The organism is Flavobacterium sp. LAR06 (genome assembly GCF_041946075.1).
In the GTDB taxonomy this organism is placed as follows: Bacteria; Bacteroidota; Bacteroidia; order Flavobacteriales; family Flavobacteriaceae; genus Flavobacterium.
On record NZ_JAUTYT010000018.1, the window covers coordinates 45,783 to 69,798 of the forward strand.

Below are 24,016 nucleotides of genomic sequence, written 5' to 3' on the forward strand. Positions count from 1 at the left end.
GCTCTTTTGTCTATCAAAACACGCCATACATATATCTTCTTTTTTTTAAAAACATTAGGCACCTACTTTTGGGCCAATAAATAAGTAATGAAAATAAGGTTTCTAATATGTTCGCTTTTTACAATTTCATTTTTTAGTATGAAAGCTCAGGACAATTTTTCAGTAAATATGAATTTAAAAACAGAACCTACTGATAAAATTAATTTTAAAGAGACTGGTATTAGCGTCAAAGTCAATAAAGAAATAAATAGCAAAAGCAAAATATCGAATTCGTTAGAATATTTACATCTAAATGTCAATTATGAAACAGAAGATTTTGAATCGCTTGAAAATCAGACTCAATTTAATCAATTACAAAATCAATTTACGTTTATGCAAAGTATTACACAAACAACAAAATTGGATTTTACTATAACGCCTACTGCTAATTTTCAACAAAATTTTGATATTTCTGACGTGACAATTTTAGGAAGTTTTGCAATTAATCAGCATTTAAATTCTAATACAGATTTAAGCATTGGTGTATCGAGAACAGCGGCTTTTGGTTATCCTAAATTCATGCCGATTTTGGCTTTAAATTATAAAATAAATAGTGAAAGCAGTTTATCAATAGGCTTTCCTGATTCTAAAATATCATATTCAAATAATACCCGGAACAAGTTCAGCTTAACCAATATTTTTAATGGTAATTTTTACAATTTAGATTCACAAATTAATTTAAATAAAGAGGCTACAAAAGCAAGTTTATCTCAAATGACTTCAGCAATTGAATATGAAAGAAACGTAGACCGAAATTGGTTTTTAAATTTTAAAGCTGGTTATAATTTTGACAAAAAGTACATACTCCTTGACAATGACAATCATGAAGTATATAATTATAATACTGGTAACGGATACATTTTAGGAATCGGGATCAAATACAAACAATAAATAAATTTAATACACTATGAATAATTTAAAGAAAGGAATATTATTCGCGACACTGTTTTCGAGTCTCTTTTTTATAGGCTGCAGTAATGATGACGATGATGATGATGATTTAATAGGAAACTGGGTTAAAAAATCAGCATTTGACGGACCTGCAAGATCTAGTGCCACAAGTTTTATTATTGGAGATTATGCCTATATAGCAACTGGATATACCGGAGATGAATATTTGAAGGATTTATGGGCATACAATTCTACAGGGGACTATTGGGAACAAAAAGCTGATTTCGCAGGAGTTGGAAGAAGTTCTGCTTCAAGTTTTGCATTAAACGAAAAAGGATATGTAGGTCTTGGATATGACGGAACTAATAAATTAAAAGATTTTTACCAATACGATCCCACAACTAATAGCTGGATACAAAAAACAGACTTTGCCGGGACCGGCCGTTACGGAGCAGTAGGATTTCAAGTTGGTGGAAAAGCCTATTTCGGAACTGGTTATGATGGAAATTATCTAAAGGACTTTTACCAATACAATGATCAGACTAATAGCTGGAGCATTGTAAACGGATTTAGCGGAAATAAAAGACGTAATGCTACCGTCTTTATAATTGCAGATAAAGCTTATTTGGGAACCGGAATTAACAATGCTGTTTATCAGGAGGATTTCTGGGAATTTGATCCCGCGACAGATGTTTGGACAAGAAAACGTGATATCGACAAAGATGAAGATGATGACTACACATACAATGATGATTATGCAATTGTTCGCTCTAATGCATCTAGTTTTGCCATGAACGGATTGGGTTATATTGTAGGAGGAGAAAGTGTGAGAACGATTTGGGAATACAATCCTTCGACAGATTTATGGGTTGAAAGAACAGCAATGGAAGGCGCTACAAGAACAGATGCTATTGGTTTTGCTGTTAATAATCGTGGATTCTATATGTTGGGAAGAGTTGGTTCCAGCTACTTTGATGACGCTTGGGAATTTAAACCTACTGAAGAACAAAATGATGATGATAATTAATAATAAAAAGCAACTCTTCTGGAACAACATCCAGAAGAGTTTGCTGTTTATCATATTCGTTTTGTTATTGATAGCCTGTACCAGAAAAGAATCATTTAAAATTGAAACATTTAAAACAAAGACAGGATGGGGTTATTCGATTGCTAACAATGACAGAATTTTAATACGGCAATCTATTATACCGGTAATAAATGAGACAAAAAGTTTTTATACCGAAAAAGATGCATTAAAAGTAGGCAGTTTAGTTGTTGATAAACTCAATAAAGACTTATCTCCAACGGTAACAAAAAATGATTTAATTTTATTAAAAATAAAATTATAAATGAACATAGATACCATCAAAAATACCAGTTCAAACAAAATTTTGTTCCATGGTATCATATGGACTTTCTTTATTTTGACATCCCTAATTCAATTTTACGAAAGTCCGTTCAGGATCAATAATGATTTTTATGTACAATGGGTTACGGGAATTATTTTGTTTTATCTGAATTATTTTTATTTGGTACCCGTTTTACTTTTAGAAAAAAAATACTGGCATTATTTTGTTTTTGTTTTTGCTCTCATAGCCCTTTTTATGACCATTAGGCTTAACTATTTTATTCCGGATTTTAAGCACATTAAGCCAAGAAACATGCTTCCTCCGCCTGAAGATATTAAATTCATTTACAAAGGACCACGAATAAGATCAATAATGGCCACGAGACAGCCTTGGTTTTTTAAAATTGCTCCTTCTTTATTCTATATTCTGATTATTACGATTAGTGCTATTATTAGAACCCTCACAGAATATTACAGCAATCAGCAAAACAAATTAATTGCCGAAACGCATCGAACAAATACCGAATTAATTTACCTGCGTAAGCAAACTAATCCGCATTTTTTGTTTAATTCTTTAAACAGTATCTATTCGTTGGCACACAAAAAATCTGATTTGGTCCCTGATGCCATCGTAACACTATCCGAGTTAATGCGCTACATGCTGTATGAAACGGATAACAAAACGGTGGCTTTAGAAAAAGAAATTAATTATATCCAAAATTATATTGAGTTACAAAAACTTAGGCTTAATGACATTGAAGACATCGTTATAAATGTTCATGGTGATACCAGAAATAAATTCATAGAACCTTTGTTATTGATTTCGTTTGTTGAAAATGCCTTTAAATACGGAACCGATTATAAAGGTGCAGCACACGTAAAAATTAAAATTTTCATACACGAAAACAGTTTAGATTTTTGGATAGAAAATACCATTGAAGACTATAGAAAAGATCCTGAAAACTCAGGAATAGGGTTAGTTAACATAAGAAATCGTCTGGATTTGCTATATCCAAACGCTCACCAATTAGATATAACCCAGGACAATCAGTACTACCGTGTGCATTTAAATTTAAAATTAGATGAAATTCAAACACCAATACATTAATAACAACTGATTATGGACAGAAAAAAATTCATCCGAAACAGTATTTTAGGAATCGCTTCTCTTGCAACAGCTTCTAAATTATTGGAATCCTGCTCAAAAAACGATAATGACGACTCGGGTTCTAATTCCTCAACAGATGGAAACTGCACTGTTTCTCCTGCTGAAACAAAAGGTCCTTTTCCTATAAAAACACCAAGCCAATTAGTTTTAGAAAATATAAAATCAGACAGAATTGGAGTTGCTTTACTTATTAACCTAACGATTGAAAATAAAAGCAATAATTGCGCTCCATTAGAAAATGTTTTGGTAGATGTATGGCATTGTGATAAAGATGGAAACTATTCAGAATATGGAGGAACTTCGATGCAACAAACCAATTACACGGAAGTTCATTTTTTAAGAGGTAGACAAAATACTAATACAAAGGGAGAAGTTTCATTTATTTCAATTTTTCCAGGCTGGTACCAAGGCAGAGCGCCACATGTACATGTTGAAATCTTAACAGCAACTGGCTCTTCATTATTGGTAACACAAATTGCTTTTCCTGAAAATGTTTCAAGCGAAGTATATTCAAGCGTAAATTATGTCGCACACGGTCAAGCCGACACTTCAAATACAAGAGATAATGTTTTCTCCGATAGTTTAGATGATGAAATTGCCACATTAACCGGAAATCTAACGAATGGTTATACCTTAAGCAAAACCATAACGGTAAATGCTTAATTTAAAACCAGTAATTTATGAAAACTTTAAAACTTAATTTACTGGTTTAAAACTACTTTTGAAGACCAAAACAAATTTAATGATCTAATACTGAAACAGATGAAATGTGTAATTATAGATGATGAACCTCTAGCGGTAGAACTACTAGAAGATTTTGTTCGAAAAGTAGATTCGCTAGAATTGGTCAGCACTTTTAATAACGCTATCGACGCTGTTTCATTTATCAATCAGACGAATATAGATTTGATATTTTTGGATATTCAAATGCCTCATTTTTCTGGAATAGAATTTCTAAATACTATAGAAAAAAAACCATTGATTATTTTTACAACTGCCTATTCTGATTATGCGGTTGAAGGATTTAATCTTGGTGCGGTAGATTATTTGGTAAAACCAATTCCGTTTCATCGCTTTTTAAAATCTGTAGTTCGTGCCCAGCAAATTTTCAATCCTACAGCTACGGTTCAGGCTATTTCTGAAAATACTACAGCTCCTGAATTAGAACAGGATTTTATGTTTGTAAGAGCTGAATACGAGAACGTAAAAATGAATTTTGCTGATATTTTATTTATTGAAGGCCTAAAAGATTATGTAAAAATCTACACAACCGATAATAAATTTACGCTAACCTTAATTAGCTTGATAAAATTAGAAAATTTACTTTCCAGTAAAGGTTTTTCAAGAATTCACAGATCTTATATCATCAATATAAAACATGTAAAATCAATTCAGAAAAATAAAGTTTTAATTAGTGACAAACGAATTCCGATTAGTGAAAGCTATAAAAATACTTTTTTCGAAAAAATCAATTTGTAGATTTTTTAAATTCTAATTAAAAAATTCCAAATTCCAATAAAGCATTAGAGACATTGGAATTTGGAATTTTTTAATTGGAATTTTTATTTTATAATTTATTCTTCGTTTTTAAACCAGCCCGAATACATTACATAATTGTTTGAAATACGCTCAATTTCGCCTGCAAAATCAGATTGGTCAATATCTTTTACTTTTTTGGCAGGAACTCCGGCATAAATACTTCCTGAGGTCACAATAGTATTTTGTGTCACAACTGCTCCTGCAGCTACAATTGCATTACTTTCAACTACACAATTATCCATTACAATTGCGCCCATTCCTATCAAAACATTATCATGAATAGTACAACCGTGCACAATGGCATTATGACCAATTGAAACATTGTTTCCTATAATAGTTGGATGTTTTTGATACGTACAATGAATAATTGCTCCATCCTGAATATTAACCTTGTTTCCAATTTTAATAAAGTGAACATCCCCGCGAATTACAGCATTAAACCAAACACTGCAAGATTCACCAAATGTAACATCACCTACAATGGTCGCATTTTCGGCAACATAGCAATCCTCTGGAATTGAAGGTGTTTTTCCGTTTACAGATTTAATTAGCATAAAAAAATTAATTAATTGCCGGACAATTACAATCGTAACGTTCCTTTTTACAAAATAAATTGATACCTAATGTAATTTGATGATACCCGCCAGTATCAAATTTCACATCACCCATGACTTGTGAGTACGTATAGGCGAACATAAAGTTCTTATAATTTATACCAATAATAGGCGTAAAATATTGTAATTTTTGAGATGAAACTCCGCTTCCCGAAACATATTGTGCGTCATCAAAACTTCTTCTGTATGATAATGCTGCCCATAAACTTCCAAAATCCATGCTTTTGTAAGCTTTCATATTTAAATCAATTGATTTTTCCTTAGTCTGATCAAATATTTGAAGCAATACTGAAGGTTCCCAAGTGATTTTATCGCTTTCGCCAAAAACATATCCTGCACTCAAAAGATATTTTCTAACATTATCACTTTCTAAATCGCTATACAATTCTTTTCTCGTTTCAATTAAACCCTGCACAGTAGCATGTGCGTAAAAATTTAAATAATTGTAGGAAGCACCAACATCTAAATTAAAATAAGAATCTTTTTGAATTTGTCCGTAAAGAAGAGGATCGTATTCTGTTCCAAATGTTGTTTCATCTAATTGATTTTGAATTACTCCTCCACTAATACCGAAAGAAAGCTGATTTAGATCAATTTCATCTCTGGAAAACATGATATGATGCGCATAAGTAAGCTTTACGCCCTTTTGAGAATGATATCCGTTTTTATCATTAAAAACAATAATTCCCGCACCTGATCTCTCACCTATTCGTCCATTAAAACTCAACGTTTGAAGTTCTGGCGCATCATCCTGACCGAACCATTGTTTTCTGGCTGTTAATCTTATTTTAGCACAATTTGCTGCTCCGGCCATAGAGGGATGAATCAAATAGTAATTATCTGATAAATAGTCTGAATAAACAGGAATGCCTTCTTGAGAAAAAGAGTAAAATGAAGTTAATAAAAAAATAAATAAAACCCTGATTCTAAATTTCATAAAGGCAGCTTTGTTTAAATAAATTATAGACTCCCAATTTAATCCGATTAGTTATAATAAGAATCTTAATTATTTTATTAAAAAATCAAATATAGCTATTAGTAGAAAATAACTTTAGTAAATTTGTAAAAAATTACAAATCATGACAAAAATCACCATAAAAGAAACTCAAAATCCAACTATATTAAAGTTTGAATTTGAAGATTTCATTACTCAAAACCAAAACTTTGAGTTTAAAAATATTGATGAGGCACAGGAATCACCTTTAGCGCAACAATTATTTTACCTTCCGTTTGTAAAAACAGTTTATATTTCAGGAAATTTCATCGCAATCGAAAGATACAGCATTGTAGAATGGGAAGACGTTCAAGATGCCGTTGCAGAACAAATAGCAGCATTTGTTGACAAAGGTGGTATTATTATTAAAGTCGACGAAAACAAAGCAAAAAAACAACCTATTACCGTTTATGGAGAAACAACTCCAAATCCGGCAGCATTAAAATTTGTTGTAAGCAGAATGTTGACCAGAAACCCGGTAGAATATAAAAATATTGACCAAACAGCTTCTTCACCATTGGCAAAAGAATTATTTAAGTTCCCTTATGTAAAAGAAGTTTTTATCGATGAAAATTACATTTCAGTAACCAAATATGATATTAACGACTGGGATGAAATCACTTTGGAAGTCAGAACATATATCAAACAATTTATCGAAAATGGAGGAACTGTTTTAGATGAAAATTTAATTGAAGTTGCTACAAAAAATGACATCACAAAAGATGAAGCTTTTGATAAACTGGATGTGACTTCACAACAAATCATCAACATCTTAGAAGAATATGTAAAACCGGCAGTTGCTGCTGACGGAGGAAATATTGCATTCGATTCTTACAATGAAGATGACAAAACAGTTAAAGTTATTTTACAAGGCGCCTGCAGCGGATGTCCATCATCGACTTTTACTTTAAAAAGCGGTATCGAAAACATGTTGAAAAGCATGTTAAATGATGAAGCTATTAAAGTTGAGGCGATAAATGCATAAAAAGTAATTTTAGAAAAGTACCAAAAGCGTTCGCCAATAGTGAGCGCTTTTTTTATTACTTGCTATATCCTTACTTTTCAATAAATTATTCCAACAATAACACTATAATTCTGTAAAAAAGTTTAATATTGTATTTCTAATCAATCAATTATAAAACTATGGGATTATCTTCATTTTTCAAGAATTTATTTGGCTCGGCCAAAGAATCTGCAACAGATTTGGCTAATCAGGCTGAAAGTACTTTTGAGCAAGCAAAGGAAGCTGCCGCTCCTTATATTGAAAAAGCTGAAGCTTTTACAGAAGAAACTATCGCAAAAGCAAAAGAAGCCTCAGAGCCAATTCTGGAAAGTGCCGCAGAATACGCACATCAGGCGAAAGATATCGTAAGTGAATATGTAGAAAAAGCAACAGATTCTATAAGCGATGTAATTGATTCTGTAAAAGAAAAGGCAAGCGATATCAGTACGGATACAAAGACAATTGCGTCAGAAACTGTAGTTGATGCCAGTGAAACGGCGGCAACTGTTGAAGATAAAATTATTGACGAAACTGAAACTAAGGAATAGATACTTATTTTTCTTATAAGAGAAATATCTTATATTTGCATCACTAATACACCTTCTCGTTTTGAGAAGGTTTTTTTATTCAATAAACATGATGAGTCCAGAACAAATTAGTACTTATGTTACTAAATTCATTGACGTACTAGTTGATTATGCGCCAAAACTAGTTTCGGCATTTCTAATTTTATTTGTTGGTATTTATGCTATCCGATTAATAAATAGAATTATTACAAAAGTAATGGTTCAAAGAAATTTAGATCCTACATTAACAAAATTCCTTTCAGATATCTTGATATGGGCGCTTAGAATTTTGTTATTTGTAACCTTTATTTCAAAACTTGGTATCGAAACTTCTTCCTTTGTTGCCATCTTAGGTGCAATGGGACTTGCAGTTGGTTTATCATTACAAGGTTCGCTTTCTAACTTTGCAGGTGGAATGTTAATCATTGTTTTCAAACCTTTTAAAGTTGGCGATACGATCGAGGCACAAGGAGTTATAGCAACCGTAAGCGAAATACAGATTTTTGTTACCAAAATGCTTACCGCTAATAATCAGACTGTTTTTGTACCAAACGGTGCATTATCAAACGGAACAATTATTAATTATTCGATGCAGGGAGAAAGAAGAGCCGATTTGACTTTTGCCGTTTCGTATGATTCAGATATCAAAAAAGCAAAAGAAGTTCTTTTAGATGTTTTAAATAAAAATCCTAAAGTACTTAAGAAACCTGCTCCCGAAGTTTTTGTAAAAAACCTAACCGCTAGTGCTGTAGAGTTTTCAGTACGACCGTGGGCTAAAAATGTAAATTATGGTGTTGTTTTTTCTGAAACTCTGGAGAATTGCAAAACAGCTTTAGATGAAGCCGGAATTTCAGTTCAACCTTATACACTTCAAAAATAAAATAAATTTATTGTTTTTTTGATGGAGGTGCCATCATAAAATCTTTTAAATAATAAGGCTCAAAATAAGCGACATCGACAGTGTCGCTTTTTTGATATTTATCATAACTGATTTTACTCATGGCTGAAGCCGAAGGGTATTTTATATCTTCCAGAAAAATAAAATTATCTTTTGTTAGAACAGCTTTGCATTTATCAGCACAATCTCCCACGAAATACAATTTTTCAGTAAAATCTTTAAAAGAATCTTCTGTAATAACTTCAGCCAGAATTGCTCTTTCCACTTTCAAATTAGCATTAAAAATTTCACTGTAAACTTCCATTCTTCTGGCATCCAGCATCGGAATTATTTTTCCACCAATAACTTTCGCCTGAGAAGCCAAAGTATGTAATGTATCAACAGCGATCAAAGGAATATTTAAAGCAAAACACAGTCCTTTTGCCGCCGAAACTCCAATGCGTAAACCAGTATAGGAACCAGGTCCCTGACTTACTGCAATTGCAGCTAAATCCTGAACTGTAATTCCAGCTTCTGCAATTGCTTCTTCAATAAAAACATGGAGTTTTTCGGCATGCGAATATCCTTCTTCTGCAATTTCCTTACATAAAATTGTTTTACCATTTTTTGCAATTGCTACAGAACAGTTTTTTGTAGCGGTTTCGATATTGAGAATAAAAGACAAAATTGTTTGTTATTAAAAATTATACAAAAATTAAAGCAGCAAAAATAAGGGTTAATAACCAGAATAATAGAAATGCCACACACAAATTTGCCAATAAAAAGCCTATATATATGATCAACCTTTTTTCTACTGCAAAATATTTAAATTCATCATTATAATATTTTGTTTTATAGACACTATAATGCACCCATATCAAATATGCAATCACACTAAGGAAGCCTCCAACACCACTAAAAATGATTTCTGACGGAACTCCATGCAAAGCAATTATCATACTACAACCTACTTTTTAGGTGCTTCTGCTTTTTTAAGCTTCACTTTGTCGCCAGAATTTAATTCTTTTGAAACTGTTGTATAAGGTCCCGTTATCACAACATCACCCGATTTTAATCCTGACATCACTTCGATATTAGTGTCATCCTGAATACCTGTTTTGATAATTCTAATTTTAGCTTTATCACCAACTTTCACAAAAACACACTCGAATTTTTTATCGCTCTTTGGTACTACTTTTTTCTCATTAGGATCTTCTACTGTAAAATCTTTAACGGCAGCAGTATCAGATTTGACAACCACTGAACTAATTGGCACCGCTAATACATTAGTTTTCGTTTTTGTCAGAATATCAACAGTAGCTGTCATACCTGGTCTAAACGGAGAATAAGAACTCGGTTTTCCTTCTAATAAATCCTGATATGACTCTTTTAGAATACGAACTTTAACCTTAAAATTAGTAACCTGATCTGAAGTCAGCGTAGTGCTTGCCGAATTAGAAATACTTGTTACGGTACCTTTAAATTTCTTTTTTAAGTAAGCATCAACTTCAACATTAGCTTCGTCGCCAATTTTTATTTTTACAATATCATTTTCATTTACGTCAACTTCAACCTCCATATTATTAAGATTTGCTACACGCAAAAGCTCTGTTCCTGCCATTTGTTGAGTTCCTAAAACACGTTCTCCTAACTCAACATTTAATACCGAAATAGTTCCATCTGCAGGTGCATAGATAGTTGTACGCCCTAAATTATCTTTAGCCTCATTTACTGACGCAGAAGCACTTTGAACAGTGTAATATGCATTTTGTTTAGTCGCTTTTGCTACTTCAAAAGATGCAATTGCCTTATCCCAGTCAGATTTTGAAATAACACCTTTGTCATACAAAGTTTTATTACGTTCATAGCTTGCTTTTGCTTCCTTATAACTAGCTTCCGACTGCGTTAAGCCAGCTTTAGTACCCGATAAATTAGAAACTGAACGATTATAGCTTGAAGTATATAAATCTGGATTTATTTTTACCAATAAATCTCCTTTTTTTACAACCTGACCTTCTTTTACATTCAATAAAATAATTTCTCCAGATACTTCAGGTGAAATTTTAACTTCAATTTCCGGCTGAATTTTCCCTGTTGCCGAAACCGTTTCGACAATAGTTGAAGCCACTACTTTTGAGATTTCTACTTCTTTTCCTTCATCCTTATTTCCTATTACTCCCGATTTCGAAAGACCTACTAAAACTGCAATAATAACTACTGCGCCTCCTATCAAGAAATAAACTGTTTTTTTTGACATAATAAATTATTTTGTAATAATTGGGACAATTGGAATTCCAAAGTAGAATTCAAGTATTTTTATTTTAAAAATATAATCATATTTCGTTCTGATAACATCAGACTGAGCATTTGTCAATAATGTTTGCGCCTGTGTAAAATCAAATGAATTCATTAAACCTACATCATACTTCTCTTTAGCATAGTTGTAAGCCTGTTGCCTCGCTTCTAAAGTTACAGTTGATGACTCATAAGTATTTAACGCGCCTTTTGCATTTGTAAAAGCAGTATAAACGTTACGTTGCAAATCTAAACTTTTTTGCTCTAAATCTATTTTAGATTTTTCTAAATTAACTTTATTTCGTTCTACATTATTGCGAACTGAGAAACCGTTGAAAATTGGAACAGAAAGCTGCAAACCAAATGATTGCCCCTTATTATCACTAAATTGATCTAAAATTGGCTGAGGACCGCCTAAAACAGGAGTGAAATTATTTTGCAATACTGCTTGATTCGTCCCTTCAACGAAACCGATCTGAGATGTTGGATTTGCTGTATTTGGGGTTGCTCCTGTTATAATATCTGAATAACTGGCTCTTGTATTAAAATTATAAAAAGCACTTAACGTTGGTTGGTAAGCTCCTTTCGCAATTGCTACATTTTTCTGAGCAATTTCCAGATTAGTCTGCGCCAGTTTTAACTCAGTTCTTGTTTCTTTTGCTTTATTATAAATATCAATTGGACTTTGCGCCATGATATTATTTTCATCTTTTGCATTTGTATCGTCTATTACATCAAAATCTGCAAATTCTTTTAATTGTAAAAGCTGTGCTAAACTTAATTTCGAAATCAGTAAATTATTCTCTGAAACCGTGATTGCCTGTTGGTCTGTCGCAATAGTAGCTTTTAAATCATACAAATCTCCTCTTGGAATAGTTCCCGCATTTACCATTTCTTCAGAACGTTTCAATCGTTTTTCATCAATTGATAATTGTTCTTTTCTTACTTTTAAATCTTCTTTATAAGATAAAATTTGAAGAAAAGCATTAGCAACATTCAGCGAAATATCCTCTTGCATTTTTAGCAATTGATATTGTGAAGCAATAATAGAAAGTTTCGTTCTTCGATACGTATTTTGAATCTGTAAACCCTTGTAGATATCAACTCCGGCACTTAATCCTACTGATGAATATTGAGTTGTCTGATTACGCAAAACACCTGTCGTAACATCCTGATTCAAACCAATATTCCAAGAGTGGGAAGCATTTCCATTTACTGAAGGCAGATACCTGCCAAATGCATCTTTTTTATCTATATCAGCATTTTCTACATCAAGCTCTGATAATTTTATCGTGATATTATTATCTAGTGCATATCGTACACACTCTTCAAGCGTCCATTGTTTTGTTTGTGCCTGGGCTGATAACCCAAACCCGAAAAGAATAGCAAAAACGAAACTATTATATTTATTTATTTTCATATATTTTGAATGAAAGCATAGTAGAAACACTACGCAAATTTAACATTTTTTAAAACCAAAAAACTCCTTATACTTTCAATTATTTTTTCTCTCCTTCACTAATCAAACCCTGATTCCAGATTTTAATTTTATCAGAATTTTTGATACCACTTTTTACCTGAACATATATTCCGTCACTCACACCAAGGACTAAATCCTTTCTTTGGAATTTCTGAGGAGCAGTCTCTACTTCGACATATGGTTTTTGTGTTTTTTTGTCAAATTGCACCAGTGATTCTTTTATAGCCATAACTTTATCAGCTTTTTCTAAAATAATAGAAGCGTTTGCACTTAGACCAGCTCTGATAAAAGTAGCATCTCTGTTTTCTAAAGAAGCTTTTATTTCAAACTGAATTGCACCATTTTCCACTACACCTTTAGGAGCAATATCTGTTAAAACTGCTTCAAATTTTTTATTTTCAATTGCACCAACAGTAATTTCAATTGGCATTTGAACTTTGATTTTCCCTACTTCAGATTCATCTATTTTTCCAATAAAGATCATTCTCCCTACATCGGCAACGCTGGCAATTGTAGTTCCTTCATTAAAGTTATTACTTTCAATAACCTGGTTTCCAACTTTCACCGGAACCGCCAAAACCATTCCGTTTACTGTTGAGCGAATTAAAGTGTTAGCATAACTCCCTAGAGATGTTGTCGTTCCAGTTTTAACGATATCCAAACTTTGTCTAGACGCCAAATAATTTTGTTGAGCTTGTTTATAAGCTAATTGAGCCGCATCAAAATCATTTGCAGAGATTACCTCTTTTTCAAACAAGGTTTTTTGTCTTTTATAGATTTTCTCCTGATTATCTAAAGCAATTTTAGCTGTTTGTACTTGATTTTGAGTACTGCTTACATTAGACACATTGGCAACAACTCTAATTTTTGCAATCATGTCGCCTGCTTTAATTTTCTCACCAGCTTTGATATATACCTCCTCAATAATACCTGAAATATTTGGTTTGATTAAGACCTCTTCGTCAGGTTGAATATTACCAGTTGCAATGGTGGTTTTTACGATTGTTTTAACCTCTGCTTTCTCCGTTTTAAAAACAATTGGAGATTCTTGATTTTTAGCATACAAATAGTAAAGTGCGCCAAAGAAAACTATAGCAATAAAGATTAAAATGGTTACGGTTACTCCTTTTTTCATTTTGTTTTTGGTTTAATCGATTATATTTTGATTGATAATTTATTCTGTTCGTAAAGCATCTACAGGCTTCACATTAATTGCGGTCTGTGCCGGAATAAATCCTGCCAACAAACCAGATCCTACTAATATTAATAATGCCACAAATACGACTCCTAAATCAACACTTGGGTTAGCAAACATAGTGTTACTATCGGGGGGCATCGAATCTAAAATCATATTTAAAATAGCAATAATTCCTGTTGCGACGGCAATGCCAAACATTCCTGAAATGATAGTTAAAAATATTGATTCCGATAAAATTTGTCCACGTATAGCACCAGGCGTTGCACCTAAGGCCCTGCGAATTCCAATCTCCTTTGTACGTTCTTTAACTACAATAAGCATAATATTCGAAATTCCGATAACACCTGAAATTAAAACCAGTGTTCCGACAAAATAAGCAATGATTTTTAAGATGTTAAACAAACTCTGCACTTTATTGAATTGTTCATATAAATCAAAATTACCTACTGCACGATCATCAGCCGGGTTTATCGAATGAAGTGATTTTATTAATTCAAGAATTTTTGGTTTCAAATCAGTTATCGAAGTTTCATCCTTTGCTGTAAGTGCCATCCAGCCCACTTTGTCTCCGTAGTTAAACGCTTGCTGAAAAGTCGTAAACGGAACGAAAATATTCTTTTGCTCCTGTTCTGCATTTCCGCCTTGTTGTTTAGAGTGGTAAACACCAACTACCATAAAATTAACTCCGTTCACTTTTATATAAGTTCCTATAGCCTCTTCTTCTTTTTCATAAAGTTCGCTAATAACCCCTTTTCCAATTACTGCAATTTTTCTTTTCTCAAGAATATCCTGTTGATTGATAAAACGCCCTTTTATGATATCCATTGGTTGTTGCTTAATCAACTCCGGATAATCGCCATAAACAGTAAATGCAGAAGTCTTTGTACCACGTACCACGTTATTTGTCCCATTAAAATCTCCTAATTGATTTCTCGGTGAAACATATAATAAATCTGGTAAAGCCGCTTTTAAAGCTGCTACATCACTATTTCTAAAATCATAACGACGCGTTTTAGGCAAACCTTTATAGGCTTTTGAAGTTGTCTGACTCCACATAAACATCGTGTTTGTAGCAATTCCGTCAAAACCTTTTTTAATACCATTTTCTAAACCATTTCCGGCAGCCAATAATATCACCAAAATAAATATACCCCAAAACACACCAAATGCAGTCAGAGTTGTTCTGAACACGTTAGCCGTTAAAGCCTGTAAAATCTCATCCCAATTATCTTTCTTAAACATAATTATTCGTCTCTAAGTGCTACAATAGGTTTAATTTTGGCCGCTCTGTATGCTGGAAAAAATCCTGCTAATGCTCCTGCAAATACAAGTAGCGCAAGTGTTGTCAATGCCACACTGAAATCGACTTCGGGATGTTGGAAATATTCACTTTGCACCATCGGACCAACAAATTCCAACAATAATAAACTTGCTAAAAGTCCCACAAAACCAGCAATGGTAGTAATAAAAATCGACTCATGAAGAATCATTGAAATGATTGAAAACGGAGATGCACCAAGTGCTTTTCTGATTCCTATTTCTTTTGTTCTTTCTTTTACGATAATTAACATAATGTTACTTACCCCAACAACTCCGGCAATGATCGTACAAATTCCCACCCACCAAAAAAACAATCTGATATAAAGATTCAGATCATAAAATTGCTTAGCATCTTCAACTGAATTATAAACACCAACCCCACCGTCATCTTCAGGAGCTACCATATTTCTGCTTTTCAGCAAATCCTTCAAATCTTGTGTAAATTTTTTAGATTGTGCTAAAGCTTCGTCATAATCATTTGTTTTTTTCATCGTAAAAAACAAATTGCTTATTTTATCTCCACCACCAAAAGCTCTTTGGACAGTTGTTAAAGGTAGATACGCTCTCGCTTCTTCTCTTTCCCCTCCCGGATCAGTAAAAACCCCAACTACCTTAAAATTAATGCCATTGATTATGATTTCTTTGCCTAGAGCATCTTTGTCTTTAAACAAATCCGTTTTAACTTTCATTCCAATACAAGCTACCTTTTCATTGTTGGCCAAATCTGAGCTATTTACATAACGTCCCTGAACTATTACAAGGTTTTCAATTCCGCCATAATCTGGAGTAACACCTCTATATTGATAACTACCTGATTCTTTTCCGTACGAAAATGCACCTCCCCAGAAATTATAGGTTGACGCTCTCATATCTAATTTATCATCAAATTTCTGTACAGATTGATTAAAATCGCCGTCCCTATACTGAATTTGTCTTCCTGGATTCAACCCTTTATACTCTTTTGTAGTCGTTCCCGACCAAACTTCAATGATACCGGCAGCGTCACGTTCGAATTGTTTTTCAATTCCGTTTTGAAGTCCTTTACCAGCACCAAGCAAAATCACCAAAATAAAAATACCTGAGGCTACAGAAATTCCAGTTAAGAATGTTCTTAGCCTGTTTTTAGAGATTGCTTCGAATATTTCCTGCCAACGCTCAATATTAAACATAAGATGAAGCTCTAACTTGTTCTACCTTTTTATCATCAATGATTAATCCATCTTTCAGGACCACATTTCTTTTGCACATCGCGGCAATATCAGGTTCGTGGGTAACGATCAAAATAGTTTTCCCTTCATCGTTAATTCCTTGAATAAGCTCCATAACCTCATAGGAAGTTTTGGTATCTAAAGCTCCTGTTGGCTCATCTGCCAGTAAAACTTTTGGGTTTGAAGCTAATGCTCTAGCGATTGCAACACGTTGCTTTTGCCCTCCTGAAAGTTCATTTGGTAAATGGTGCGAATGCGAACCTAAACCCACTTTTTCCAAGTATCTCATGGCAATTTCGTATCGCTCTTTTCTTTTTATTCCCTGATAATACAATGGCATCGCAACATTATCAAGTGCACTTTTATAATTAATCAAATTAAAAGATTGAAAAACAAATCCTAAAAACTTATTTCTGTATTTAGAGGCTATCGTTTCATTCAATTTTTTAATAGGAGTTTTATCTAAAATATAACTACCTGAATCTGCCTCATCCAAAATTCCTAAAATATTAAGAAGCGTAGATTTTCCTGATCCGGATGACCCCATTATAGCAACCAGCTCGCCTTCTTCAATATTAAAGTTTATTCCTTTTAACACATGTAATTCTGAACTTCCCATTTTATAGGATTTATGTAAATCTTTGATTTCGATCATGGTACTGTTAAATTTTAAAACAATAATAACATTTTTATTAAGTAATTTATGGTAAGAAAACGTTAATAATTTCGTTTTGATATTAGAATAAGACTCTATTTCTTATCAAATGTTACACATTTTTACAATAATATAATTGTTTTCTTAATTTTGCATCACTCAAAAAAATCTTAATGATGAAGTTTTTTTCAATTTTCTCTTTATTCACAGCACTTACGCTGCTTTCAGGATGTTCAACATCACAAAAATTAGAAACGTTAAAACCCGAGCCAGATGATGCAAGTCCGTTAGTTTATGATGCAAATCCATCTTTTATCAACCTCCCAATAACGGTAAAATTGAGCGATATTGAGTATCAGACCAACTCAATTTTAAACGGATTAATTTATGAAGACAATAACATCGAAGACGATGATATTGAAATGAAAATTTGGAAACAAGCTCCAATAAAAATCCAAAACGATCGCGCAAATCCGGATAAAAAGATAAAAACTATCCTGCCTTTAAAAGCAACTATTAAATATCGAATTGGAACAAAAAAACTCGGCGTTGAACTTTACGATACCCGTGAATTTAATTTAAATGGAGTTATTACTTTATCAAGTGAAGTAGCGTTGACAAATTGGAAATTAAATACCAAAACGGAATTCAAATCATTAGATTGGAACGAAAGTCCGACAATGCAGGTTTTCGGAAAAAATATACCAATAACGTATTTAGTAAATCCTGCTATTTCAATTTTTAAATCTAAAATTGAAAAGAAAATAGATGAAGCAATTGAAAAATCAATGGATTTTAAACCGAATGTTTTATCTGCTTTAGAAAAAATATGTACGCCTTTTCAAATGAGCGACACTTATGAAAGCTGGCTGCGAATTACTCCTGTTGAAATCTATTCTACAAACGCAAAACTTAAAAATGATTTATTTTTATTGGATATGGGAGTAAAGTGCAATATGGAAACTATTGTGGGCAAGCAACCTGAATCTAAATTCAACGCCAATAAAATTGTCCTAAAACCTGTTGCTAAAATTCCAAATCAAATTGCTGCTAATATTGCTGCAATTTCAACCTATATTGATGCTTCAAAAATAATGACGAAGAATTTTGCAGGCCAGGAATTTGGTTCAGGAAGCAAAAAAATAACGGTGAAAAATGTGAATATCTGGCACAAAGATGGCAAAATGGTTATTGCACTGGATGTTTTAGGATCTATAAACGGAACGCTTTATTTAAATGGATTTCCACAATACAATCCTCAGACAAAAGAAATTTATTTTGAAAAACTGGATTATGTTTTAGACACCAAAAGCAAATTAATGCGCACCGCAAGTTGGTTGGGACAGGGTTATATATTAAGAAAAATGGAAGAAAGCTGCCGTTATTCTATTCAACCCAATTTAGAAGAAGGCAAAAAAAGCATGGCTACGTATCTTAAAAACTACTCTCCTATGCCAGGTGTATTTGTAAATGGGAAAATAGAAGACATTCAGTTTGATAAAATTCAGTTGACGAATCAGGCCATTATTGCTTTTATAAAAATATCCGGAACCGTAAATGTTTCTGTTGATGGATTGAAATAAAATACACAAATCCATAAAAAAGAAAAAAGCAGTAAAAATTATACTGCTTCTTTCTTTTTTGATTGGTACATTCTATAAATCAGAAAACCAATAATTCCAACAAGTAAATACGGAATTATCATCAAGTAAACAATTCCATCATTGACTGCCTCTGCTTTTTTCACATTAGAATCTCCCGCAAGAGCTGCCCTGCACATCGCACATTGAGCATTAGCGGTAAAAGAAAAGAATATAGAGAACAGAACATAGAAATATGTAGTTGACATTAATTTTCTAACTCCACCTCTATTTTCCATTCTATTTTCTTTAATCTTTATTCTATTTTCTATTTTATGCATAATAAGGAGAAATCATTAAGTAAACCACTACACCTGTTACAGCGACGTACAACCAAAGTGGAAAAGTTATTTTAGCTATTTTTCTGTGTCTGTCAAAACGTTGTGCCAAGGCTCTAACATAAGTAATTAATACCAAAGGAATAATAGCGATGGACAATAAAATATGACTAATTAAAATCACAAAATATACATAACGAACCGATCCAATTTTAGCTGTTTCAGCTAAATTAAGAATTCCATCGTGATTCAAATCTCCAAATTTAGTAGAATCAGCTGTCATGTGATACGCAACATACATAACTAAAAAAGCAACTGATAACATAATAGCAAAAGTCATTAATTGCTCATGCAATTTACGTTTACCGTTTTTGATAGAAATAACCGCCCACACCAAAACTACGGCTGTAATACCATTTGTAGTTGCATAAATTGGGGGTAAAAATGAAAGTGGTTCAACATCAATTCCGAAATCTTTTAATTTGACTCCAAATAAAATTCCAACCACAACCGGTATTACAATTGAAACAGCAACAATAAACTTGCCGAATTTTTTTTCTAATGAATTATCTTCCATTTTATTCTTCTAATAATATTTTAATATCTTCCTGTATATCTCTAACTCCCTTTTTATCTAGTCCGTCGTAGTACAAAATTGGGTTTCCAAATTCATCTTTTCTACAACGAATATTTCCATCCTTATCAATTAAAGCAAATAAACCTGAATGCTCAAAACCACCATTTACCTTTGCATTTTCCCCCGCATACAAGTTGAATCCTTTGTTTGACAGATCCATTATTGTTGCTTTATCACCCGTTAAAAAATTCCAGTTCGACGATTTTACCCCTAACAACTTTGCATGATCTTTTAAAACTTGCGGTGTATCATGAGCCGGATCAATTGTAATGGATACGATTCCGAAGTTTGGATTTCCAAAAAAAGTTTTCTCAATCTCTAACATGCTTAAATTCATCTTTGGACAAATAGAAGGACAGGTGGTAAAGAAAAACTCTAAAACATAAACTTTTCCTTTATAAGTTTGATTTGATACTTTAGCGTTATCCTGATTGGTTAATTCAAATTTGGGAGCCGGACCAATAGTCAATAATTTAGCATCTGATTTTGAAGTTTTCAAACCTACATTATCCAAGCGATTTCCTTTTACAACGTCACCATTTTTTATTCTGTCCACGATTTTTGGCACTGCATAAATTCCGAAGATTAAAACAATAAACGAAATTCCGATATATGATTTGTTTTTAAACATAATTTAAAAATTAAAGTTCTTTTGTGGCATTGTGATTCTTTTTTAAAGCAGCGCGATATTCATATAATATGATTTTAAAATCATCAAGCATTTCATTGCTTAACTCAGATGGATGAAAAGTATCATAACCTTCTTTGTATTCGTCTTTCTTATCTTTTGAGGCTCCTTTTCTACCTCTTAAATTTCTTGCTTTATCTACGATATAAACATTTGAAGTTCCAAGATTTTGATCTAATTTTCCTTTCAAATGCAATTGATCGTAAAAGGTTTTAATTTCCTGGGGAGAAGCAAAAACAAAATGCCAACCAGATACATCTGTAAAAGCACCTAAAGATTCTTCAATTTTCTGCGCATCATTTTCTGTTCCTAAAGGGCAAACAACTACAAACTGCAAATCTTTAAAGCCATTATAACGTTGGTAGATTTTCTCATTCAGATTGAAAAAATTTCCTCTGTTTTTTAGAATTTCAGAACCTGAAAAACCAAGAATAGTTATCTTGTTATTTAGGGTTACTTTTTCACCTTTTAGTGATTTCCAATTACCAAAGTCGGCAATTTTAGGAGTTATTGTTGGAAGTTTAGTAAAACTGTTTACTCCTGAAGCAAAAAATAAATAGGCTACAATCGGCAGAACAAAAAGTACAAAGAGAACTATATTTTTTTTCATTGTATTAACGGAAGTTATTGAGGTACAAAAATAAAAAAAGCTCCGTTAAACGGAGCTTCTTTTCGAATTAATATCATGTTAAAAATTCCATTTAATAGTAGAATCTTTAAAAACCCCATAAATATAATGCCCTTCTGTCAAAAGAATAAACAATAAATATAAAACTAGGAAAATAACTGGTGATACAACAGACCATCTAAGGCTGCTTTTTTCACCTTCCATGTGCATAAATGCCCATACTATATAATAAGCTTTGAAAATTGTAAGGATATAGAAAATCCAGTTCAACAAATTCAAACCTACAAAATGATTAAATTCTAATGATTCTGGTTTTAAAATACCCAGAATAACTTCTACTGTAGTTACTACTGAAAGTAATGCAAAAACAAACCAGATTCTTTTTGTATTTGATACGTGTTCGTGTGACATAATAATTAAAATCTAAAATTAAACTAAGTAGAAAACTGTAAATACAAATACCCAAACTAAATCGACAAAGTGCCAGTATAAACCAACTTTCTCTACCATTTCGTAGCTTCTTCTTTTCTCGTAAGTTCCCAATAATACATTAAAGAAAATAATGATATTGATAATAACTCCAGAAAATACGTGGAAACCGTGGAATCCTGTAATGAAGAAGAAGAAATCAGCAAATAATTTACTTCCGTACTCGTTTCTTGTTAAGTTAGCTCCTTCTACTACATATTTTGCAGTACTTAGACGAGACTCAGATTCTGCTCTTGTCAATACTGTTTTTTTCTTTTTATCAGTAAGCTGCTCCGTTCTGATCAATAATTCAGGATGTGCTTTAAAACCAGCCTGTACTTCAGCAACAGTATAAGTCGGCTGCGTTTCAGCATCTTCCACAAACCAAGTACCATGTGATCTTGTAAGTGCTTGTCTTTGTTCCGGCAATTTTACCGCAAATTTTTCAAGAGCTACTCTGTTGCCTTGTGCATCAACAAACTGCAATAAACTTCCACCTGCTGTTTCTACTGCACCATATTCCCCTTTAATGAAGTTTTTCCATTCCCAGGCTTGTGAGCCAACGAAGATTAAACCTCCAATAATAGTTAAGAACATATAAACAGCAACCTTTGTCTTTTTCAATTGGTGACCTGCATCAACAGCCAAAACCATTGTTACAGATGAGAAAATCAAAATAAAAGTCATTAAGGCTACATAATACATTGGAGCCGAAACGCCATGCATAAATGGGAAGTGAGTAAACACTTCATCAGCCAAAGGCCATGTTTCAATAAATTTAAATCTAGAAAAACCATAAGCAGCAAGGAATCCAGAGAATGTCAAGGCATCTGATACGATAAAAAACCACATCATCATTTTACCATAACTTGCTCCTAATGGCTGAATGTCTCCGCCTCCCCAAGTTTTTTCGTCGTTATTTGCAGTAGTAACTGTCGCTTCCATAAAAGATATTCGTTAAAAAGTTCCCAAATTTACGTTTTTTTCTTATTTAAAGAAATATAAAAATAAAAATAATAAAACCCACAATAAGTCTAGAAAGTGCCAATACATTGCACCTAGTTCTATACCAAGAGTTTGAGTCGAATTGTATTTTTGTTTAAAATGATTATAAATTACAATTAAAAGTGAAATTAGTCCACCAAGCAAGTGTAATAGGTGTACAAAAGCAATAATATAAAGGAAAGTCGCAGTAATTGAACTACCCTGACCAGTCATATAATAACCACTATCCATGATTTGTCCAAAACCTTTAAATTGCAAAATCACAAATAAAATACCTAAGACAAGAGTTGCCAATAAGAAATTTGTCGTAGCTTGTCGATTGTCTTTTTCAATTGCTTTTTTTGCCAAATAAAATGTCACGCTGCATCCTATAATTACAGCTGTACTGTAAAAAAATGCTGTTGGTAATTCAAAATTCTTCAACCAATCTGCTCTTGATTTACTTACTACAAATGCACTTGTAAGCCCGGCAAACATCATGGTCATACTTACCATGGCGAATAACAAAATCAGTTTAGCCGATTTTGATTTTCGTAATTGTTCCTCACCTGTTGTCATTGTCATTTCCATAACTATCTTAAAAATTTATCTACTATATATACTATCTGCAATAGTGATATGTACGAAACACTCACCAACATTAATGTTCTTGCCGATTTTGCTGTTCTCAACTTATATAAACGAACTGCATAAAACAACATCCACAAACCTAATATAAATACTATAGCTGCAGCAATTGGACTAATAAACAACTGTCCTGTAAAGCCCAAAACAGGCAATAATGAAGCTATTATTAACCAAACGGTATACAAAATAATCTGCAATGCTGTGCCTTTATCTTTTTTACCTGTTGGAAGCATAAAGATTCCAGCTTTCTCGTAATCTTCATACAAAAACCATCCAATAGCCCAAAAATGAGGAAATTGCCAGAAAAACTGAATCAAAAACAAAGTTCCTGCTTCAATACCAAACTCTCCTGAAGCAGCTACCCAACCTAACATGAACGGAATCGCACCAGGAAACGCACCAACAAAAACTGATAACGAAGTTACCGTTTTTAATGGCGTATAAATACTTGTATATAAAAATATTGAAATTGCAGCAAACATTGCCGACTTCGCATTTATTGAATATAGCAAACCAATTCCCAAAATAGTCAGCAGACTTGCTACAAACAAAGCTACTTTTGGTGACATTCTTCCAGACGGAACCGGGCGATTTTTTGTACGATCCATTAATGAATCAATATCTTTTTCGATCACTTGATTAAAAGCATTCGAAGCTCCAACCATACAATATCCTCCTATAGACAAAATGATCAAAACACTCCATTTAAAAGGGTGCTCGTCATTTACACCCAATAAATATCCCGCAATCGAGGAAAACAAAACACTAATAGCCAATCCTGCTTTAGTTATTTCTTTAAAATCTTGAAATATTGATTTAAACGAGAATGTGTTTTTTGTAGTATTCAAAC

At 32.7% G+C, this 24,016-nt stretch carries 27 protein-coding genes; 10 read left to right on the plus strand and 17 right to left on the minus strand.

Annotated elements, in window-relative coordinates; translation table 11 throughout:
- Positions 1 to 138 precede the first annotated feature (138 nt).
- The 6 genes from Q7C23_RS20905 (at position 139) to Q7C23_RS20930 (ending at position 4,925) form a co-directional block, all read left to right on the plus strand.
- The gene (locus tag Q7C23_RS20905) at positions 139 to 930 is read left to right on the plus strand and encodes a DUF6268 family outer membrane beta-barrel protein (protein WP_375034325.1); all 792 of its coding nucleotides are present in this window, start codon (positions 139 to 141) and stop codon (positions 928 to 930) included.
- 16 nt (positions 931 to 946) lie between these two features.
- On the plus strand, positions 947 to 1,957 hold the full coding sequence (locus tag Q7C23_RS20910) for a Kelch repeat-containing protein (RefSeq protein ID WP_375034326.1): 1,011 nt from the start codon (positions 947 to 949) through the stop codon (positions 1,955 to 1,957).
- A complete protein-coding gene (locus Q7C23_RS20915) occupies positions 1,941 to 2,279 on the plus strand; it encodes a DUF4907 domain-containing protein (protein ID WP_375034327.1) in 339 nt (112 codons plus the stop codon). Before Q7C23_RS20910 ends, Q7C23_RS20915 begins: the two co-directional genes overlap by 17 nt.
- Entirely contained in the window at positions 2,280 to 3,386 is a 1,107-nt protein-coding gene (locus tag Q7C23_RS20920) for a sensor histidine kinase (protein ID WP_375034328.1), read from the plus strand.
- A 12-nt stretch (positions 3,387 to 3,398) separates the two neighbouring features.
- Positions 3,399 to 4,109: an intradiol ring-cleavage dioxygenase gene (locus Q7C23_RS20925; RefSeq protein ID WP_375034329.1), complete on the plus strand. Its 711-nt coding sequence runs from the start codon at positions 3,399 to 3,401 to the stop codon at positions 4,107 to 4,109.
- 99 nt (positions 4,110 to 4,208) lie between these two features.
- The gene (locus Q7C23_RS20930) at positions 4,209 to 4,925 is read left to right on the plus strand and encodes a LytR/AlgR family response regulator transcription factor (protein ID WP_375034330.1); all 717 of its coding nucleotides are present in this window, start codon (positions 4,209 to 4,211) and stop codon (positions 4,923 to 4,925) included.
- Positions 4,926 to 5,020: 95 nt separating this feature from the next.
- On the opposite strand, the gene Q7C23_RS20935 is transcribed toward Q7C23_RS20930, so the two are convergent.
- Positions 5,021 to 5,539, minus strand: coding sequence for a gamma carbonic anhydrase family protein (locus tag Q7C23_RS20935; protein ID WP_375034331.1), 519 nt, complete (start codon positions 5,537 to 5,539; stop codon positions 5,021 to 5,023).
- A 7-nt stretch (positions 5,540 to 5,546) separates the two neighbouring features.
- Entirely contained in the window at positions 5,547 to 6,536 is a 990-nt protein-coding gene (locus Q7C23_RS20940) for a type IX secretion system membrane protein PorP/SprF (RefSeq protein ID WP_375034332.1), read from the minus strand.
- Between the two features lie 142 nt (positions 6,537 to 6,678).
- Here Q7C23_RS20940 and Q7C23_RS20945 point away from each other — a divergent pair, with 142 nt between their 5' ends.
- The 3 genes from Q7C23_RS20945 (at position 6,679) to Q7C23_RS20955 (ending at position 9,042) form a co-directional block, all read left to right on the plus strand.
- Entirely contained in the window at positions 6,679 to 7,578 is a 900-nt protein-coding gene (locus Q7C23_RS20945; protein ID WP_375034333.1) for a NifU family protein, read from the plus strand.
- A gap of 158 nt (positions 7,579 to 7,736) precedes the next feature.
- Positions 7,737 to 8,144 carry a YtxH domain-containing protein gene (locus Q7C23_RS20950; RefSeq protein ID WP_375034334.1) on the plus strand — a complete coding sequence of 136 codons (408 nt, stop codon included), beginning with the start codon at positions 7,737 to 7,739 and terminating at the stop codon, positions 8,142 to 8,144.
- Positions 8,145 to 8,232: 88 nt separating this feature from the next.
- A complete protein-coding gene (locus tag Q7C23_RS20955) occupies positions 8,233 to 9,042 on the plus strand; it encodes a mechanosensitive ion channel family protein (RefSeq protein WP_375034335.1) in 810 nt (269 codons plus the stop codon).
- A gap of 7 nt (positions 9,043 to 9,049) precedes the next feature.
- Here the strand turns inward: Q7C23_RS20955 and tsaB are convergent, their stop codons facing one another.
- The 7 genes from tsaB to Q7C23_RS20990 form a co-directional block, all read right to left on the minus strand.
- Entirely contained in the window at positions 9,050 to 9,724 is a 675-nt protein-coding gene (gene tsaB / locus Q7C23_RS20960) for a tRNA (adenosine(37)-N6)-threonylcarbamoyltransferase complex dimerization subunit type 1 TsaB (RefSeq protein WP_375034336.1), read from the minus strand.
- A gap of 282 nt (positions 9,725 to 10,006) precedes the next feature.
- Positions 10,007 to 11,296, minus strand: a complete 1,290-nt coding sequence (locus tag Q7C23_RS20965; protein WP_375034337.1) for an efflux RND transporter periplasmic adaptor subunit — start codon at positions 11,294 to 11,296, stop codon at positions 10,007 to 10,009.
- A gap of 6 nt (positions 11,297 to 11,302) precedes the next feature.
- On the minus strand, positions 11,303 to 12,754 hold the full coding sequence (locus Q7C23_RS20970) for a TolC family protein (protein WP_375034338.1): 1,452 nt from the start codon (positions 12,752 to 12,754) through the stop codon (positions 11,303 to 11,305).
- A gap of 79 nt (positions 12,755 to 12,833) precedes the next feature.
- Positions 12,834 to 13,949, minus strand: coding sequence for an efflux RND transporter periplasmic adaptor subunit (locus Q7C23_RS20975; protein WP_375034339.1), 1,116 nt, complete (start codon positions 13,947 to 13,949; stop codon positions 12,834 to 12,836).
- A 39-nt stretch (positions 13,950 to 13,988) separates the two neighbouring features.
- Positions 13,989 to 15,254: an ABC transporter permease gene (locus Q7C23_RS20980; protein WP_375034340.1), complete on the minus strand. Its 1,266-nt coding sequence runs from the start codon at positions 15,252 to 15,254 to the stop codon at positions 13,989 to 13,991.
- 2 nt (positions 15,255 to 15,256) lie between these two features.
- Entirely contained in the window at positions 15,257 to 16,501 is a 1,245-nt protein-coding gene (locus Q7C23_RS20985) for an ABC transporter permease (protein WP_375034341.1), read from the minus strand.
- Positions 16,494 to 17,195, minus strand: coding sequence for an ABC transporter ATP-binding protein (locus tag Q7C23_RS20990; protein WP_072975488.1), 702 nt, complete (start codon positions 17,193 to 17,195; stop codon positions 16,494 to 16,496). Before Q7C23_RS20990 ends, Q7C23_RS20985 begins: the two co-directional genes overlap by 8 nt.
- Positions 17,196 to 17,371: 176 nt before the next feature.
- Here Q7C23_RS20990 and Q7C23_RS20995 point away from each other — a divergent pair, with 176 nt between their 5' ends.
- On the plus strand, positions 17,372 to 18,778 hold the full coding sequence (locus Q7C23_RS20995) for a DUF4403 family protein (protein ID WP_375034355.1): 1,407 nt from the start codon (positions 17,372 to 17,374) through the stop codon (positions 18,776 to 18,778).
- A 38-nt stretch (positions 18,779 to 18,816) separates the two neighbouring features.
- On the opposite strand, the gene Q7C23_RS21000 is transcribed toward Q7C23_RS20995, so the two are convergent.
- The 8 genes from Q7C23_RS21000 to cyoE form a co-directional block, all read right to left on the minus strand.
- Positions 18,817 to 19,074 carry a hypothetical protein gene (locus Q7C23_RS21000; protein WP_375034342.1) on the minus strand — a complete coding sequence of 86 codons (258 nt, stop codon included), beginning with the start codon at positions 19,072 to 19,074 and terminating at the stop codon, positions 18,817 to 18,819.
- A gap of 34 nt (positions 19,075 to 19,108) precedes the next feature.
- The gene (locus tag Q7C23_RS21005) at positions 19,109 to 19,690 is read right to left on the minus strand and encodes a DUF420 domain-containing protein (RefSeq protein WP_375034343.1); all 582 of its coding nucleotides are present in this window, start codon (positions 19,688 to 19,690) and stop codon (positions 19,109 to 19,111) included.
- A 1-nt stretch (position 19,691) separates the two neighbouring features.
- Positions 19,692 to 20,381 carry an SCO family protein gene (locus Q7C23_RS21010; protein WP_194657960.1) on the minus strand — a complete coding sequence of 230 codons (690 nt, stop codon included), beginning with the start codon at positions 20,379 to 20,381 and terminating at the stop codon, positions 19,692 to 19,694.
- A 10-nt stretch (positions 20,382 to 20,391) separates the two neighbouring features.
- Complete coding sequence (locus tag Q7C23_RS21015; RefSeq protein WP_194657959.1) at positions 20,392 to 21,048, minus strand: hypothetical protein; 657 nt, start codon at positions 21,046 to 21,048, stop codon at positions 20,392 to 20,394.
- Between the two features lie 78 nt (positions 21,049 to 21,126).
- Complete coding sequence (locus Q7C23_RS21020; protein WP_072975495.1) at positions 21,127 to 21,477, minus strand: cytochrome C oxidase subunit IV family protein; 351 nt, start codon at positions 21,475 to 21,477, stop codon at positions 21,127 to 21,129.
- 18 nt (positions 21,478 to 21,495) lie between these two features.
- Positions 21,496 to 22,479, minus strand: coding sequence for a cytochrome c oxidase subunit 3 (locus Q7C23_RS21025; RefSeq protein WP_375034344.1), 984 nt, complete (start codon positions 22,477 to 22,479; stop codon positions 21,496 to 21,498).
- Positions 22,480 to 22,521: 42 nt separating this feature from the next.
- Positions 22,522 to 23,109, minus strand: coding sequence for a heme-copper oxidase subunit III (locus tag Q7C23_RS21030; protein ID WP_375034345.1), 588 nt, complete (start codon positions 23,107 to 23,109; stop codon positions 22,522 to 22,524).
- 2 nt (positions 23,110 to 23,111) lie between these two features.
- Positions 23,112 to 24,014 carry a heme o synthase gene (gene cyoE, locus Q7C23_RS21035; protein ID WP_375034346.1) on the minus strand — a complete coding sequence of 301 codons (903 nt, stop codon included), beginning with the start codon at positions 24,012 to 24,014 and terminating at the stop codon, positions 23,112 to 23,114.
- Between the last annotated feature and the right edge of the window lie 2 nt (positions 24,015 to 24,016).